At 69.0% G+C, this 16,225-nt stretch carries 18 protein-coding genes and 1 pseudogene; 10 read left to right on the top strand and 9 right to left on the bottom strand.

Annotation, left to right across the window (positions count from 1 at the left end):
- Positions 1–3 precede the first annotated feature (3 nt).
- The 5 genes from HYQ63_RS36115 to HYQ63_RS45140 are packed head-to-tail and all read right to left on the bottom strand — an operon-like array spanning position 4 to position 1,754.
- Positions 4–264, bottom strand: a complete 261-nt coding sequence (locus tag HYQ63_RS36115) for a phosphopantetheine-binding protein (RefSeq protein WP_179937910.1) — start codon at positions 262–264, stop codon at positions 4–6.
- The gene (locus HYQ63_RS36110; protein ID WP_179937909.1) at positions 261–512 is read right to left on the bottom strand and encodes a hypothetical protein; all 252 of its coding nucleotides are present in this window, start codon (positions 510–512) and stop codon (positions 261–263) included. Before HYQ63_RS36110 ends, HYQ63_RS36115 begins: the two co-directional genes overlap by 4 nt.
- Positions 505–816, bottom strand: a complete 312-nt coding sequence (locus HYQ63_RS36105) for a thiamine pyrophosphate-binding protein (protein ID WP_179937908.1) — start codon at positions 814–816, stop codon at positions 505–507. Before HYQ63_RS36105 ends, HYQ63_RS36110 begins: the two co-directional genes overlap by 8 nt.
- Before the next feature lie 34 nt (positions 817–850).
- Positions 851–1,237: a hypothetical protein gene (locus HYQ63_RS45145; RefSeq protein ID WP_257232363.1), complete on the bottom strand. Its 387-nt coding sequence runs from the start codon at positions 1,235–1,237 to the stop codon at positions 851–853.
- Positions 1,238–1,268: 31 nt separating this feature from the next.
- Positions 1,269–1,754, bottom strand: coding sequence for a hypothetical protein (locus HYQ63_RS45140; protein ID WP_257232362.1), 486 nt, complete (start codon positions 1,752–1,754; stop codon positions 1,269–1,271).
- Positions 1,755–2,131: 377 nt separating this feature from the next.
- Between HYQ63_RS45140 and HYQ63_RS36095 the strand changes: the two genes are divergently transcribed.
- Positions 2,132–3,577: an amino acid permease gene (locus HYQ63_RS36095; protein ID WP_179937907.1), complete on the top strand. Its 1,446-nt coding sequence runs from the start codon at positions 2,132–2,134 to the stop codon at positions 3,575–3,577.
- A 631-nt stretch (positions 3,578–4,208) separates the two neighbouring features.
- Here the strand turns inward: HYQ63_RS36095 and HYQ63_RS36090 are convergent.
- Positions 4,209–4,583, bottom strand: a complete 375-nt coding sequence (locus tag HYQ63_RS36090; RefSeq protein WP_218929605.1) for a CAP domain-containing protein — start codon at positions 4,581–4,583, stop codon at positions 4,209–4,211.
- A 565-nt stretch (positions 4,584–5,148) separates the two neighbouring features.
- Between HYQ63_RS36090 and HYQ63_RS36085 the strand changes: the two genes are divergently transcribed.
- From HYQ63_RS36085 to HYQ63_RS36075, 4 genes are all read left to right on the top strand, one after another.
- Positions 5,149–5,481 (top strand): hypothetical protein, encoded by a 333-nt coding sequence (locus HYQ63_RS36085; RefSeq protein WP_179937906.1) that lies wholly within the window; start codon positions 5,149–5,151, stop codon positions 5,479–5,481.
- 379 nt (positions 5,482–5,860) lie between these two features.
- Entirely contained in the window at positions 5,861–6,646 is a 786-nt protein-coding gene (locus HYQ63_RS45135; protein WP_257232361.1) for an RICIN domain-containing protein, read from the top strand.
- Positions 6,538–6,777, top strand: a complete 240-nt coding sequence (locus HYQ63_RS46160) for an RICIN domain-containing protein (protein ID WP_373689230.1) — start codon at positions 6,538–6,540, stop codon at positions 6,775–6,777. The genes HYQ63_RS45135 and HYQ63_RS46160 overlap by 109 nt, the downstream gene beginning before the upstream one ends.
- A gap of 324 nt (positions 6,778–7,101) precedes the next feature.
- The gene (locus HYQ63_RS36075) at positions 7,102–9,135 is read left to right on the top strand and encodes an ATP-binding protein (RefSeq protein WP_179937904.1); all 2,034 of its coding nucleotides are present in this window, start codon (positions 7,102–7,104) and stop codon (positions 9,133–9,135) included.
- A gap of 51 nt (positions 9,136–9,186) precedes the next feature.
- Here HYQ63_RS36075 and HYQ63_RS36070 read toward each other — a convergent pair whose 3' ends face one another.
- Positions 9,187–10,074 carry a trimeric intracellular cation channel family protein gene (locus HYQ63_RS36070; protein WP_179937903.1) on the bottom strand — a complete coding sequence of 296 codons (888 nt, stop codon included), beginning with the start codon at positions 10,072–10,074 and terminating at the stop codon, positions 9,187–9,189.
- Between the two features lie 372 nt (positions 10,075–10,446).
- On the opposite strand from HYQ63_RS36070, the gene HYQ63_RS36065 reads away from it, so the two are divergent.
- The 5 genes from HYQ63_RS36065 (at position 10,447) to HYQ63_RS36045 (ending at position 14,703) form a co-directional block, all read left to right on the top strand.
- Positions 10,447–10,977: an RNA polymerase sigma factor gene (locus HYQ63_RS36065; protein ID WP_179937902.1), complete on the top strand. Its 531-nt coding sequence runs from the start codon at positions 10,447–10,449 to the stop codon at positions 10,975–10,977.
- Positions 10,974–11,867, top strand: coding sequence for a zf-HC2 domain-containing protein (locus tag HYQ63_RS36060; protein ID WP_179937901.1), 894 nt, complete (start codon positions 10,974–10,976; stop codon positions 11,865–11,867). Before HYQ63_RS36065 ends, HYQ63_RS36060 begins: the two co-directional genes overlap by 4 nt.
- Before the next feature lie 55 nt (positions 11,868–11,922).
- A complete protein-coding gene (locus HYQ63_RS36055) occupies positions 11,923–12,735 on the top strand; it encodes an ATP-binding cassette domain-containing protein (protein WP_179937900.1) in 813 nt (270 codons plus the stop codon).
- A 67-nt stretch (positions 12,736–12,802) separates the two neighbouring features.
- Positions 12,803–14,110, top strand: coding sequence for a hypothetical protein (locus tag HYQ63_RS36050; RefSeq protein ID WP_179937899.1), 1,308 nt, complete (start codon positions 12,803–12,805; stop codon positions 14,108–14,110).
- Positions 14,107–14,703, top strand: a complete 597-nt coding sequence (locus HYQ63_RS36045; RefSeq protein WP_179937898.1) for a hypothetical protein — start codon at positions 14,107–14,109, stop codon at positions 14,701–14,703. Before HYQ63_RS36050 ends, HYQ63_RS36045 begins: the two co-directional genes overlap by 4 nt.
- A gap of 52 nt (positions 14,704–14,755) precedes the next feature.
- Here the strand turns inward: HYQ63_RS36045 and HYQ63_RS36040 are convergent, their stop codons facing one another.
- Together HYQ63_RS36040 and HYQ63_RS45130 are read right to left on the bottom strand one after the other, a co-directional pair.
- Positions 14,756–15,421 (bottom strand): SMI1/KNR4 family protein, encoded by a 666-nt coding sequence (locus tag HYQ63_RS36040; RefSeq protein ID WP_179937897.1) that lies wholly within the window; start codon positions 15,419–15,421, stop codon positions 14,756–14,758.
- Positions 15,418–15,602, bottom strand: a pseudogene (locus HYQ63_RS45130) (hypothetical protein). The gene HYQ63_RS36040 and the pseudogene HYQ63_RS45130 overlap by 4 nt, the downstream one beginning before the upstream one ends.
- Between the last annotated feature and the right edge of the window lie 623 nt (positions 15,603–16,225).

Genomic DNA, 16,225 nt, shown 5'->3' with positions numbered 1-16,225 from the left:
GGGTCAATCGGCCTTTCCCGCGGTCTCCTCGGTACCGGTCGAAGGGGCGGTGGACAGCTGCCGCCACCAGCCGTCGAGGGTGGGCTCCTCGATCAGCTCGGAGTAGCGCACGCTGATCCCCTGCCTTCCCCACTCGTTGACCAGCCGCATGATCATGAGTGACTCCATGCCGATTTCGATCAGGTTCTCCTCGCCGGTCAAGGCCTCCGCATCGATCCCCAGCCGTGCGGCGATCATCTGACGGCACTGATCACGAGATATCACCTGTTCTCCCTTTGAGCGGGTTTGAGCGGGTTGGACGCTGTGGCAGCGATGCGGGCAGCGAGGACCTTTTTGTCGATCTTCCCGAGGCCGGTCAGCGGGAACGTGTCCACCAGTTCCAACCGGTCGGGAAGCTTGTAACCCGCGACGCCCCGGGACTTCATCAGCTCGCGCAGCTCCGCGAGCGTCGGGGGCCGCCCCGTCGGCACGACGTAGACGCAGATGCGCTCGCCGAGGAATGCGTCAGGCATGGCGACCACCGCGACCTGTTTCACCCCGGGATGGCTCGCCCTTCACCGCGTCGGCGAGGCCGGTGGCGAGATTGGTGAAGCCGGGCCCGTAGGTGGTCGTGCACACGGCCACCTCGCCGCACGTGCGGTAGTAAGCGTCCGCCATGGCGACGGCACCGCCCTCGTGGCGTGCGGCGATGTAGTCGACTCCGCCCGCCGTCAGCCCCGCCACGGGGACGATGTTGCCGTTGCCCACGACCCCGAAGGCGTGTCGCACTCCGGATGTTGCCAGCAGCAGGCCGACCGATGCAGCCAGTGTCGTCATGGATGGTTCCCGCCATAGTCTGTCGCGCGCACGGTCAGCCGAGCTCGAAGATCACTTCACCGACGGCCTTCTCGATCCGGTTCGTACGCAACAGGGTCCAGCCGCCCTCCTCGAACACGGACTGCCAGTCGTCGATCCTGGGAAGGAACGTGTCCATCAGGTCGTGCCCCAGTTCGAAGCCGAGAGTGAACACCGGAAGTTCCGTGTCCGAGGGGTAGGCCGTCCGCGTGGCGTCGCCCAGCAGGAACCGCTTCGCGGCAGGGAACGCCTCGCGCAGCTTGCGCAGCGTCGCCACACAGTTCTCACGCGGCCAGAAGTCGTGTCCCATCCTGAAGCAGGTCAGCAGCTCGACGTCCGCGAAATCCTGACGGGGCGACAGATCAAGCACATCGCCATGGAGAAAGGACGCCCGCTCGGCCATGCTGGCGCTCGACAGGTCCCTCCTCGCCACCTCAAGCGCGGACCAGGCGATGTCGATCCCGATGCCCCGCACCTCGGGGAAGCGGGAACGCGATAGCGGCGGCGTCCCGCTCGAAGTACGCTCCCACCCGGTTCTCGTTGTGGAGGGCCTCGGGCATCCGCCGGAACAGCTCGGCACTCCCCCGGCTCAGCCAGTGGAAGAAGGCCCGGTTCGCGTAGACGTCCTCGAATTCGGTGGACACGTTCACCACGGCACCATCCCGGCGCACGATATCCACGGAGGCCAGGGCACGGAACATACCGTGGACGGATCCCGGATCCAGGTCGTGCCGCTCCGCGAACTCTACGGCGTCCAAGGTGCCGGCCACACGCAGCTCGTCGAGCGCGCCAACTTCCCAGGCCGCACAGATCGCCCATGAGGCGACCGCGGAGTTGTAGATGACGGCGGCACCGCGCGGCGCGGCTTTCTCAGATGCCCCGAGCGTCACTTTGGGCTCCTTGTCGTGTCTGTTTTTCATCTGCGGCAATGTTTAGCACCAGCCTCGCCACCAACCCCCCGTGTCGGAGTGAAGTGGGCAGCGATTGGATAGGGAACCGAGCAGATTTCAACAGGCGCTCCGAGCCATGAATATCCACGCATGAGGACTGTCCTGCCGGGCGGCCCATGGGGATGTTCAGAAAAACGTTCACTCTCTGATCATTGGTTGCTCATTCCCTGCTCGGGGCGCTCACTGCCAGATAACGATCGCGTCACCGCCTCTCGGATTTTGTTACTGCAGGTAATTTTCGCCCCTTTTCTCCTATGGCCTGCCCCACACTCCGCCGAATGGATCGCCTTGCGGTCGTGATAGATGTTCACGTCCATCAGCCGCCACCCGAGGAAAGGCGCACAACCATGACCTCAACGCAGGTCGAACAACAACCCGGCAATGGGGCCGTGGCAAACGCTTCGGAAGAGGGCTACGAGCGGGGACTGGGCAGTCGTCAGGTCCAGATGATCGCCATCGGCGGCGCCATCGGCGTCGGCCTCTTCATGGGGGCCGGGGCGAACATCGCCAAGGCGGGCCCCAGCATCGTCCTGATGTACGCCCTCGCGGGCGTCGTCATCTTCTTCATCATGCGAGCGCTCGGAGAGCTGCTCCTGTACCGGCCGGTCTCGGGCTCCTTCGCGGAGTACGCCCGCGAGTTCCTCGGCCCGTTCTTCGGCTACGTCACCGGCTGGACATACTGGCTGCTGTGGGTGGTCACCGGCATGGCCGAGCTCACCGCCGCCGCCATCTACATCCACTACTGGTATCCGGAGATCCCGCAGTGGATCAGCGCCCTGGCCTTCCTGGTGGTGCTCTTCGGCGTCAACCTGATCTCGGTCAAGCTCTTCGGCGAGGTCGAGTTCTGGTTCTCGATGGTCAAGGTGACCGCGATCATCGGCATGATCGTCATCGGTCTCGGCGTGCTCACCCTAGGTTTCTCCGACGCCGGTGACACCGCGTCCGCGACCAACCTGTGGGAGCACAACGGCTTCTTCCCGAACGGTATCGGCGACAGCCTCATGACCCTCCAGGGTGTGATGTTCGCCTACCTCGCCGTGGAGCTCGTCGGCGTCACCGCGGGCGAGTCCGAAAACCCCGAGAAGACCCTGCCCAAGGCGATCAACACCCTTCCGTGGCGCATCATCATCTTCTACGTCGGTGCCCTGCTGGTCATCCTCTCGGTGGTGAAGTGGACCGAGTTCTCGGCGGGTGAGAGCCCCTTCGTGCATGCCTTCTCCACGATGGGCATCCCCCTCGCGGCGGGCATCGTCAACTTCGTCGTCCTCACCGCGGCCCTGTCCTCCTGCAACTCCGGCATGTACTCCACCGGCCGCATGCTGCGCGACCTGGCCGCCAACAGCGAGGCGCCGAAGGCCCTGGGCAAGCTCAACACCCGCAGGACCCCGGCCTTGGGCATCGCCCTGTCCGCCGCCCTCATGGGAATCGGAGTGATCCTCAACTACTTCATCCCGGAGAAGGCGTTCACCTACATCACCTCGGTCTCCACGACCGCGGGCATCTGGGCCTGGTCGATGATCCTGATCAGCCACATCCGCTACCGCCGCGCGGTGGTCGCGGGCCGCCTCCCGGGCTCGTCCTTTCCGGCCCCGGGCGGTGCGTTCTTCAGCTGGGTCGCGCTGGTCTTCCTGATCGGTGTGACCGGACTGATCGCCTACGACAAGGACGCCCGGGTCTCGCTGTACATCGGCGCCGGCTGGGCCGTAGCCATGGTGATCGGCTGGTACGTGCTCAAGAGCCGCGACCCGCGCATCGCCGACGCCGCGGCGGAACGGAAGTACGTCGCGCGGTAGCAGCCGTTGGTGCGAGCCCGCCAGGACGCCGACCGGGTCCTGGCGGGCTCTGTCCTGTGCGCCGCTCGTGCCGGAGAAAGTACGCATCCCCTTTCACGGATTACCGAGCCGTTGACTCATGGGCACTGCGGGCTCATCACTGAACTGAAGTGAACAGAAACTGGACACATGAGCGAGCAATAACTCGCCGACACTCCGGATAGAGTCGGGCATCGGATTCACGGTCCCCGGAGACGACCGGGAACGCTCTGTTCACATGACGTAATTCGGGTGAGGAAGCCGACCCATCATGCAGGTCAAAGCCAATGTGCCGAATACTCTCTGCGAGCCTCGGTTCGAGTCCGCTCACGCAACTCCCGGGGGATTGGCGCGTGTTGTGTACGAGCGGTACGGAATGGTGCTCCGGAGGTTCGCCGCGAGCATGCTCGATGGAGACTGGCATCGGGCCGAGGACATCGTTCAGGAAGCGCACCTTCCAGGCATCGGAAGCGCTGGGCATTCCACGGGGCACCGTCAAGCCCCGTACGGACCACGCCATGCGCGCGCTGAAATCCGCCTTGGCGGCTCATGGCGTGGACGCCGCCTGATCCGCCGTCATGCCTGCTTCCACGGTCTGGGATATCGCTGACGGTCACGCGTAGCCGAAGTTCTGTGTCCACACGGGTCCCCCCTCCGCCATGTGTACGCCCACGCCGATGACCCGGAAGTCCCCATTGAGGATGTTGACCCGGTGGCCGGGGCTGTTCATCCACTCAACCATCACGATCGCGGGGTGGGGTTGCCCGGCGGCGATGTTCTCCCCGGCGGGCAGCGGAAAGCCGGCCGCCAGCATGCGGTCGGCCGGGGAGCGCCCCTCGGGTGTGACGTGATCGAAGAAGTCCCGGCGCGCCATGTCCGCGCTGTGGCTCCGCGCGGACTGCCGTAGCCGCTCGTCGGTACTCAGGGGCACCAGGCCGCGCCGCGTGCGCTCACGGTTGACCAGCACGGCGACGGCGTCTTCCAGCAAACGCTCCAGCCGGGCGGCGCCAGGCGAGGAATCCGCCGTTGCCCTATCCGAGGCGCCCTGACTCCGGGAGGACGCGCCACCTGGTCCGGCCACCGCTCCCCCGCGGACCGCCGCGGCGCCCGGCGTACCCGTACCGGTCGTCCCCAGCCATGTCAGCGGTGCCGCCGATCGAGCGGCGTTCCGTGACCTCGCCGCGGACGTCTGGGAGCATCACGCCGCGGCCGTCTCCCGGGTTCTCACGCGGATGCCCGCGCTGCGCGGGCAGGAGCTGGAGGCGGCGAGGACCGATCTCATCGCCGCGCACGCCTATCTCAGGACCCAGGAAAGGGCTACTGCATCACCGCGAGTTGGCCCGGGAGATGCACGTCGGGGACGGTCGGCTGCCGCCCTACGCCGGTTGTCTGGCGTCCGCCCTGCGGCGGCTTCCTTCCTACCGTGGCGTGGCTCTGCGCGGCGCCCAGGCCGCCGGGGCCGCTGCGTCCGAGCCCAGTGCCGGCCGTCTTCTCCAAGACCCGGCACCGGTCAGCTCCCTGACCCTGCCCGCGGTGCTGCCCGGCGGGGGCCCGTGGCGTACGCGATCTGGTCCGTCACCGGGCGCAAGGTGCGGCAACTGCTGGACCGTCCGGCCGGAACGCGGGAAGCGCACGACGAAGTCGTCTTCGCGCCGGGAACCGGATTCCGGGTGCTCGGGGTGCGGACCGTGCGCGGCGCTCCGGTGGTTCTGCTGCGGGAGCTCCCCGCAACCGCGACCGCCTACGTGGACGAGGCATCGGAACTGAGCCAATTGGACCGCAAGGCCCTCGCCCGCCTCGAAGTAGCGCTCGCCGACGAGATTCCGGCCGGTGAGGCCCAGGACTGGCCCGAGCGCTGCGTCGGCCCCGTGGGGCCTGTCACCTAGCCGCCAACCGCGCGTCCGCCCCGAGACCGCCCCAGGGCAACCGGGGGACACACCACCGAACGACCTACAAGGCCAATGGAGAACGATGACAAGTCGCCAGAAACGGTCCTCCGACGGGCCGTCGCGGGATCTCTCGGCTGCCGGGCGCACGGATCCGGAGGCAACCACGGACCAGTCGTCCGTTCGCAGGGCGGTCGCCCTGCCGTCCGTGGCCGCGGACCCCGGATCCGCGCTGGCTCCTGCCGCGCGGCCGTCCGCCCCCGCGGCGGGCGGCGAGGGCGAGGAGTCCGTACGGTCGCGACCGGACACCTCGCCGGAGGGGGAAACCACCGCGACCGGGCGAACCGGTGCAACGTCGCTGGGTGCGACGACCGGTTCAGTGGCTCCACGACGGGAGGGCGAGCCCGCAGCGGACGAGTCGGCGCAGCAGCGTACGCGGGCCGCGGCGGCGGCCTCCGGGACAGCGGAGCCGGATCACGATGCCGCCGCCGTCGCCGGTGACACTCCCGGTGACGGAATCGTGCCCGATGAGGAGGGGCCTGATTCCGGCAACCCGAAGAAGCCGCTGCTCGCGGCCGCGGACATCGCGGGCGCGATTCTCGTCGCGGTACCGCTGCTGATCTGGGCTACGGCCGGCTCGGATGAGAAAAAGGACAAGGTGGCCGTGGCGGCCAAGACCGACACCGCCCTCGACGACGAGTCCCTCGAAGCTCCGTCGGCCGAATACGCTCCGGACGAGCCGTCCCCGGACCCGACGTCCGCGAAGCCCTCCGGCACACCGTCGTCCAGCGCCAAGGCCAAGCCGGGCCGCTCCGAGTCCGCCGCTCCCGGCCGGCGGCAGAAGACGCAGCCGGCGCCTCCGGCGAAGAAGGCCGCGGTGAAAGAGAAGAAGAGTTCCCCGCCCCCGACCACCCGTTCCGTCAGGACGTTCCGACTGACCAATGACGACACCGGCAAGTGTCTCAGCGCCGGCGACGGCGAGCCGAGGTCGAAGCTTGTCATCTGGGACTGCGACGGCTCCCGGAAGCAGCGATGGCAGTTGGCGAACACGGAACCGTGCGGAACAACGGGGTGTGCCTGGACATCGCGCACGGATCCACGTCCACCGAGGCGGAGCTCCAGCTGTGGCACTGCGACGGTGCCCTCGGGCAACAGTTCCGGCTGAACGCCAACGATGAGCTGGTCGCTCGCAATTCGGGCCACTGCCTGGATGTCTGGCATGGAAGGTCCAACGGCACCAAGGTCACGACATGGATCTGCAACGGGCAGACGAACCAGAGCTGGAGCCGTCAGTGACCATCGGTGCCGGACAGCCACCGCATCTCCGCCGCGTCGTCGCGGCCGACCATGGCGGCGCGCCGAGCGGCCCATGGTGAGGGGCTCCGCCACGGACCGTCTCGCCTGGGGCTGACCGCACGGTCCTGACCCTTCGAGCCGTCGCACGCACCTGGGACAGGGCCGTGAGGCAGCGACTTGCGACGACGAACCCGGTCCTCGCAGCAGTCCGGTTATGGCTCTTTCACCAAGGTGTTACCGCACAACCGGAACCGCTGAACTGCGACATGCACGCGAGCTTCCGCAGGTGCGGAGCAGCCTGCGGCAGTCCCATATAGTGCGCGCATGCACTATCTTGACGACCCTTCGGGCGGCAGCCTCGCACAACGTCTGGACGCCGCGCGGAACCGTGCTTTCGTGGGCCGGGCCGGGGAGTTGGCGCTGTTCCGGTCGGCGCTGGACGGTGAGCCGGGCTCGTTCGCGGTGCTGTACCTCCACGGGCTCGGGGGCGTGGGCAAGTCCACCCTGCTGCGACGCTTCGGTGAGGACACCCGTGCCGCCGGGCGGATGGTGGTCGAGGTCAGCGGGCGGACGATCGACCCCTCTCCGGCGGGGTTCGAGGCCGCGGCCGCGCAGGTGTTCTCCAGTGACGGTGCGGTGCTGCTGGTGGACGACTTCGAACATTGCCAGGCACTCGAGGGCTGGTTGCGGGAGCGTTTCCTGCCTCGTTTGCCGGCCCGGGCGCTGACGGTCATCGCGGGGCGCCAGGAACCGGCCTCGACCTGGGAGACCGATCCGGGGTGGGCGGACGTGGTGCGCGTGGTGCGCCTTGGTGACCTGCCGCCTGAGGACGCGGTGGCGCTGCTGGAGTCGCGTGGTGTGGCGCATGCGCCGTTGCTGGCATTCGCCAGCGGGCATCCGCTGGCGCTGTCGCTGGCCGCCGAGGTCGCCCTCCAGGACCCCGCGGCGGCGGTCGGGGAGCTTCCGACGCAGGACGTATGTGCCAGGCTGCTGGCTCATCTGGTCGGTGAGCTGCCGTCGTTGGCTCACCGGCACGCGCTGGAGGTGTGCTGCCACGCACGCACCACGACCGAGGAACTGCTGCGGGCAGCCATGCCGGAGGAAGATGCGGGAAGCCTCTTCACCTGGCTGCGCCGGCTGCCGTTTGTGGAGTCGGGGCCACAGGGCGTGTATCCGCACGATGTCATACGCCAGGCGCTCAACGCGGACCTGCGGTGGCGTGACCCCCAGGGCTTTACCGTCATGCACAGCCGTATCCGCGATCACCTGATAGAGCGTGCTGCCATGGCCGACAGCGCGCATGTGATCGCCGCGATGAGGCCCATCATGTACGTGCACGGCGCCAGCGGCCCTCTCAACGACGTCATCACCTGGCAGGGTGAAGAGGAGTTCCGAGAGGAGGAGTTCCGCGAGGAGGACCGGCCCGTCCTGCTGCGGCTGGCCGCCCAGGCGGAAGGGAGCCAATCCGCCGCCCTTGTGGACTTCTGGCTCGACCGGCAGCCCGAGGCATTCTGGGTCCACCGGCGGTCCGACACCGGGGAGCTCGTGGGGTTCATGGCCTGGCTCCACCTGTCGGACCCGAGCGAGGAGGAGCTCAGGGCCGATCCGGTCGCAGGCGCGGCGTGGACGCACAGCCGCGCCGCGGGACCCCTCCGGCCCGGTGAGCATCTGGGGATCGCGCGCTTCATGGTGTACCCGGCCGCCTACCAGCGCCCGTCGGCGGTGATGGACCTGACGCTGCTGCGGATCATGGCCGAGGTTCTCCTGCCCCGACGAGCCGCCTGGTCATTCATCGTCTTCGCCGACCCGGACTTATGGGCACCGGCGATGGCATACGGCGCGCATCACCGGATGGCGACCGACGCGGCCGTCGGAGGCCGCAGTTACGCGTTGTTCGACCACGACTGGCGGGCGGTGCCGATGGAACGCTTGCTCGCGCGCGCCAGCATTGTGGACGCATCCCACCCCACGGCCCAGTCACCGGTGCCCGCACGCGAGCTGGCCGTGCTGTCACGGCCCGATTTCGACGCCGCCCTCCGCGACGCGCTGCGATGCTGGCACCGGCCCGACACCCTGTCCAGCAACCCCCTCTCCCGCAGCAGGCTGGTCGCCGACACCGGTACGTCCCTGCGGGATGTACTCAAGGGCGCGATCGACACCTTGGACAGCGACCCCCGCAGCACGAAGGCGCACCGCGCCCTGACCATGACGTTCATCAATGGGGCACCGACCCAGGAAGCGGCCGCCCGGCGTCTGGGGCTGCCGTTCAGTACCTACCGCCGCCACCTCACCCTCGGTATCCAGCAGGTCAGCGACCTGCTCTGGCGGCAGGAACTGCACGGAGCAACCCCCCGCTGAGCGACCACGGACCGGTCACCCCGGCCACGCCCAAGGCGACCATCCGTGCGGTCACCTGCCCGTTTGCGCTTCGTGTGAGGGCGTGCGGCGGGGAGAGGAGCGAACGTGCGCGGGAAGCCGCAGCTGGAGCGTGTGCTCAGAAGGGAGCCGCGGGCTCGGAGTGTGGTCACGCTCCTGCCCGCGTCCGCGCGCCATCGGCCCGGGAAGGCGCATGCGCACGGTGTGCTGGAGGGTGTGGGGAGGCTGCGGCAGCATGCTCGCGTGCTGAGCCATCAGGGGTTGGGCCGACGGAGAGAGTCCGGCCACGTGCTTCCTCCGCCAGGTGAGCGACCGCGGAGTGCGCCAGTGGTAGTGGAGAGCGAGAACCCGCAGGACGAAGGCGCTCATGGCCACCCACGTCGCCGTGGCAACCGTCAGCGTCCCGAGTGCGTACAAGGCTGCCGCCCCGCCGGCGCCCGTCACCGCGGGCAGGGCGTACAGGTCCTTGTCCCAGCGCAGGACCGGCGGGATCTCACGGGCCAGGACGCTGCTGAAGGCGCCTCCGCCCACGGCGGTGGCGACCCCCAGCGCGGCGGCCGGGAGCAGCCCGAACCCATAGCCGAGTGCCTTCATCGTGCCGGTGACGCTGAAGAGTCCCAGAGCGGCGGCGTCGAGCACCTCACAGGCCATCTCGTGGCGCTGGACGGTCACGCTGAAAAAGACGAGAGCCGCGGCGACGAGTGGGCTGAGGGCGTAGCCGAGGTCGGTGAAGGCGATGGGCTTGACCCCGAGCACCAGGTCGCGGAAGAGCCCGCCGCCCACTCCGGTGACCTCGGCCAGGACCGCCGTTCCGAAGAAGTCGAAATCCTTGCGGACGGCGAGAAGCGCCCCGGATAACGCGAAGGCGAAGATACCGGCCAGGTCCAGCGGGTACTGGACGAGCATGGTCAGTTGGTGCATAGAGATCAGTAACTCTTCCAGCTGTCGGTGAACGCGACGGGTGTGCACTGGATGCGCGGCTGAGGAGACGCGACCGACCCGCGACGGAAGAGGCGTTTCACAACGCGGGCGGTTCGGCCAGGGAGATCTTTCACGTTGAGGTGGCGGCTTCCGCCTCAGTGGCATCGGCGATTGATGGTGCGGTGGCCCGCTGCTCATGGACAAGGCCGCACTCTGCCCAACACTGGTCATGGCTGACCATCCGCCGTCGTGGCCGGTTCCTGCCCCTCCCCCCGACAGGCCCACGAAAGTGTGGTTCAGCTCACACAGTGAGGGAAAACCCAACGGCACCGGTCTCCGTCAGCCCTGGACGTGAGACGTTCACCGGCCTCGATGACCGAGGCACAACTGGTCCGGCGCATCGCCCGCGGGGACATGGCTGCCTTCGACGAGCTGTACCGGCGTAGCGCTCCCTGGTTGACGGCGCGGCTGCGTCGCCGCTGCGCGGACGACGAGATCGTCGCGGAAGTGCTCCAGGAGACCTACCTGGCGGTATGGCGGGCGGCGGCGTCCTTCGCCGGCAGCGTGGGGCGGGAGGAGGCCGGCGGCTGGTTATGGACGATCGCCGCCAGGCGACTGGTGGACGCCTTCCGCAGCCGGGGGCGGCACGCCACGCTCCCGCTGTCCTCCGCCCCCGCTCCCGAGGCTCCCTCCGCGGAGTACGAAGCGCTCGAGGCCACCGTCGGTGGGGACCTGGGAGCCGCGTTGGAACGGCTGGCGCCCGAGCTCCACCAGGTTCTGACCGCCATGGTGCTCGATGGGCTGACCACCCGTGAGACCTCCGCGCTGCTGCGGATTCCCGAAGGCACCGTCAAGACACGTGCCCGCCGCGCCCGTTCAGAACTGCGAAAGGCTCTGTCATGACCGCTGACCGCATGCCTGCGTCCGGTTCCGATCACCCCTCGCACGGCGCCATGGTGCGCTACGTCCTCGGTACGGGCGCCCACGACCCTCACGTGCCGCGTACGGAGAAGCAGGACGCCCACGCCCCGCTCAGCACCGGGGCGTTGTGGACGGTGGAGGCCCACCTGGAGCAGTGCGGAATCTGCCAGGCCGAGGTGGCCGAGGTGGTCCGCGTCCATAGTCCGGCGACCATGGCCGTGGTGGATGGGGTGCGCGAGCGCCTGGCCGCATCGCTGCCGACGACCAGGCCCCGCCGGTGGTCCGGGCTCCGGTCCGGGCTGGCCCGGTGGGCGCCCCCGGTCCTGGGACCCTGGGTCATGGGGACCGTACTGGTCACGCTCCTCGCGTTGATCCTGTCCTCAGCCGCCTATGGTGGCTCCCTTGTGCTGCTGCTCCTGGCCCCCCTGATGCCGCTGCTGGGGGTGGCGGCGAGCTGGGGGCCGCACTCCGATCCCAGCCACGAACTGGCCGCCGCCACCCCACGGACGGGACTGTCGCTGGTACTGCGCAGGACCGTGGCCGTCCTGGCCGTCGTGATCCCCGCTCTGCTCATCGCCGGCTGGGCGTGCGGCACCGCACCTGCGCTGATCCTGTTGCCGGCGCTTGCGCTGACCAGCGGGAGTCTGGCACTGGGCAGTGTGGTGGGCATGCAGCGCGCCGCCACGGGACTGAGTGCCGCCTGGGCTGCATTCGTGACCGTTCCCGCTCTCAACGAGGGCGCACTGCCCCCCTACCTGGGCCAGTCCACCGCCCCGGGCTGGACCGCCCTGGCCATCGTGCTGAGCGCCGCCGTCGTCCTGCGCCGAGACGCCTACCTCCACCCCCGCGAGGGCCGGGCTCGCCTTCGCTGAGCCCACCGCGCGCCCCCGTTCCCACCCCCGCCCTCCGCAGCAAGGAGCCTTGACCATGGTCCGAACCATTCATCCGAACGAGACGGCCCCGATCATGTACGCCCATCACATCCGCACGCACGCGCTGACCGTGCGGGTGGGCCGCCGCACCGCCGTTGACGGGCTCGATATGAACCTGGGCACGGGCGTGCACGGCCTGCTCGGTCCCAACGGCGCCGGCAAGACCACGTTGATCCGCACGCTCGCCACCCTCCTGACCCCGCACGGCGGCGAACTGGAACTCCTGGGCACCGCCCCGCACGCGAGCCGTCGAGAGCTGCGCGATCTGCGACGTCGGCTCGGCTACCTGCCGCAGACGTTCGGTTACTACCGGCGCTTCACCGTACGCGAGTTCGTCGAGTACATGGCCTGGCTGAAGGAGGTGCCCCGAACGCGGATACCTGAACGGGTCCAGTACGCGATCGACCGCGTCGGGCTCACCGGCCGCGCGGACGACCGTATGAGCTCGCTGTCCGGTGGAATGCTGCACCGGGCCGGCATCGCCCAGGCGATCGTCAACGATCCCGACATCCTGCTGCTCGACGAGCCGACGGTGGGACTCGACCCGGCCCAGCGCATGGACTTCCGCGACCTGCTGCGCGACATCGGAGGCCAGGCCTGCGTTCTGGTCTCGACCCACCTGGTCGAGGATGTCGGCGCGGCGTGCACCAGCGTGCTGCTCGTCGACGAGGGCCGTACGGTCTTCTCCGGCCACCCGGACCACCTCCGCGGCGCGGGCACCGAAGCCGACGCCGGCGACAGCGACATCGAACGGGGGTACTCGGCCCTGCTGAACCGCCACCGCGCGGACAAGGGCCGGGCGGCGTGATGAACGGCCACACCCGTCGACACCCCACTGAACCGCTGACCGAAAGCAGGACGTGATGTTCCGTGCGATGTGCTTGGAAGTCAAGCGCTCGATCGCTGTGGCACTGTTCGTGGTTCTGCTCGGCCTGTCCGCCGCTGTGTGGCTGGGCGCCGACCAATCGTCCGCGAGTTGGTCGGCCCTGCTCTATTCGCTCAGACTCCCCACCCTGGTCGCCGCGCCGGTGACGCTGGCCGCCGGTATCTGGCACGGGGGCCGGGAGCGGCGCGCCGACGTCACCGAACTGATGGCCACGACGCCACGGCCACGCCTCGGGCGCCTCGCCCCCGCGTTCCTCGTCATCGCCGGCGTGGCCGGTCTGGCCCAGGCGACGCTGTCGGTCGGCGCGGCCACCACCATCGCGCCGTACACCACCTATGACGACGGCACGTGGCTCCTCGGCCTGACCGTGGCTCTGCTGGCGATTCTGGCCGTCGCGCTCCTGGGATTCGGCATCGGGCGCATGGCGCCGACGCCCGTAGCGGCCCCACTGGGCGCGGTGGTGCTCTTCCTCCTCCTGGCGAAGGGCGAGCCGGGGGACGCGCGGCCCCGCCCCCTGCTGGACATCGTCAAGCCGTCACCGCCGTGGACGGACGACTTCCACCGGGTGCTCACGTCCGTGTCGGTGGCACAACTCATCTGGTTCGCCGCCTTGGCGGTGACCGGCATCCTCCTGGCCGTCGCCGCCACGGCGCGGGCCCGGGCGTGGGCCATGATCCCAGCCGTAGCCGGGCTGGTGGCCGGGGCGTTGGCCGCGCCCTCGGCCGCGGTGGTCCCCGACCCGGGGGCCACCGCCATGGTGTGCGCGCCGGAAGACGACCGCGTTTGCGTCACCACAGTGCACGCCCGCACCCTGCGGGACTTCACCGGACCGGCGCGGCAGCTGCTCGCCGCCTTCGCCAAGGTGCCCGACGGTCCCAAGCGGGTACACGAAGACACCACGACCTGGATGTTCGAGGACGACAGCACACCACCGGCCGACCGCGCAGACCTCGACACGGTGCGTGTCGAGCTCAACTACCAGACCAGGGAAGGCGGCCTCGCCTGGACCCCGTCTCAGCTCCTCGGCAGCGCCGCCCGGCTGGCCACGGTGAACATCGGCTGCTACCCCGAGGACAAGGAGTGGAACCGGGCTCTGGACGCCTCCCAAGCGATGACCGCGCTCCTCGTGAAGGACCCGCTCCCGCGGCAACTGACTCCCTCGGCGCGCACGGCGTACGACACCCTGCGCGTCCTGCCGGACAAGAAGCGGTACGAGCGGATCGGGGACGCCCGGAAAGCGGGACTGACCTGCGGGGACCCGATGGGCGTTCTCAAGGAGCAGGAGACGGGACGATGATCTTCAGTCTGCGCCGTACCGTCCTCCACCTGCGCTGCCGGGCGATCCCGGCCACCGCCCTGGTCTTCCTGGCCGCCGCCGCGGTCACCTGGTCCTCATACGCGTCCGACGACCCGGGCACGACACGTATCATCGGCCAGACCGCCATCGTGCTCGGCATGGCCGCCACGGCCCGCACCCTCGCGGGCCCCGACGAGGACCTGGAGCGCAGCACCGCCGCGCCCTGGAAGCTGATCCGTACCGTCCACGTGACCGCGCTCGGCGGCACGCTGCTGGCGCTGCTCACCGCGGCCCATCGATTCGGCGCCGGCCCTGGGGGTGTCGCCGTCCCCGAGGGCATGCTCGTCCAGGCGGTGTTCGGACTCCTGGCCCTCAGCGCGCTGGGCGCGGCTGTCCTCGGGGCCGCCCGTGCCTGGTCCCTCCCGGTCGGATGGGGCCTGACGGCGCTGACCGTGGGTCCCAAGGGAACTCCGTCCGGCGAAGCACTCACCTGGATGGTCCAGGATCCAGGAACGACCATCTCCATCACGGTGGCCGCAGTGGTGACGGTGGTCGGCGTGGGCGACTACATCCGGCGGGGCAGCCACCGGTGACGGGTACGGCACCATCTGAGCCGGTGTCGACACTCGCTCAGGTGGTGCCGTGTCAGTCTGCGTCCGCGCCGCCCTCACCAACCGTCACGCGCCTGTGCAGGTCCCGTTCATGGGCGACCAGCGCCGCGAATGAGGGAAACCTCTGGTTCCGGGCTGCCCAGGTCGTCCACACGTAGGCGGCCCACTCGCCGTCCTCGGCCACGTCCGTGGGATCCAGGAGCCAGTGCTGGCCATCGCCCTCACGGGTGGCGAGCAGGCAGCGCCGGAACAGGTCGCACAGGTCCTCGGCGCCCGCGTCCTCCAGCGTGTCGAGGTCCAAGAACTCTTCCTCGTCCTCACCGACCCACACCACATCCTCGGTCGTACGCATCTCGTACACGAAGGAGCCCATGGTGCTCCAGCCGTCGGAGGTCAGCAGGAAGGAGCGGTAGCTCGGCGGCAGTCGCTCCCCGAGCCGTTCCTCCAGCGCGGCGACCTGCTGCTCGCTCGCTCCTCGCGTCCCCAGCCACTCACCGGACCACTGCTCGTCCGTGATGTCCTCGGGTTTTCCGGCCGCCACCGCGTCCACCGGCTCGGCGGCGTGCCATCCGTCCTGCTCCACCTTGGCGACCAGACCCGCTTTGACCTCGGCCCCGTACCCCGTCAGGAAAGCGCGCCACTGCGACTGGGTGATGGGCAGCTCAGTGGAACCTCCGCCCGGGATCGGTTCGGCGCTCACTTGGCCGCCTCCGGGGCGATGTCCTCGATCAGGTCTTCAACACGTCGCTTGAGCCCTTTTCGGATGGGCCGTACGTCCTCGACACCCTGGCCGACCGGGTCGTCCTGGTCGGCTGGGGCGGAGCCGCCGAGCGGACCTCGACATGGTCACACCCCAGGCGACTCAGCCACGCCGCGGCCATCTGCGAACGGCCGGCATTGTGGACACGGACGAACAGGCGCTGCGCGGAGGACGAGACGTGCTGAAGCGGTCTTGCTGTCAATGCGTCGACCGCGGACCGCTGCGGAATGGTCAAAGGAGGCCCTTGCGCAACGCGTATGCCACGACGTGCGCTCGGTTGCGCAGCCGCAGGCGGGTGGTCAGATCGTGCGACAGTTGAATACGAGAGCCCACCAGTACCGAGGCCGACCTCGTGCTCCAGGCCCCCGCTCCCGTGGTCGCCCGCATGCTCGGCTACCACGACGACACCACTGGGCCCAGCTCGCCGCCGAGAACGGAGGAACCTGGCGCCACTATGCTCCCGGCGACCACGCACGGTGAAGACAGGCCAGGCTCGCCGGGGGCCTCGGGGAAACTATCGTCGCCGCCTGCGAGAGGCCAGAAGAGGGGATCTGGATCCTCTAGGTGACGGTATTGTCTGTCCGTCCTTCACCACCAATCCCATAACAGGTCATTGGGGCGAAAGCCTGGAAATTAATGCCTTGTCGGGGGACTTTGGGCCGCGCCCTCCTGGGACCGTCCAGATGCTCGCGGGAGCCAACCCTCTGACGGCCTCTCGGACTGAACTAACACCCCACTGCCTGG

Source organism: Streptomyces sp. Rer75 (assembly GCF_013414305.1).
GTDB classification, from domain to species: domain Bacteria; phylum Actinomycetota; class Actinomycetes; order Streptomycetales; family Streptomycetaceae; genus Streptomyces; species Streptomyces himastatinicus.
This window is presented reverse-complemented; position numbering and strand designations above follow the sequence as displayed.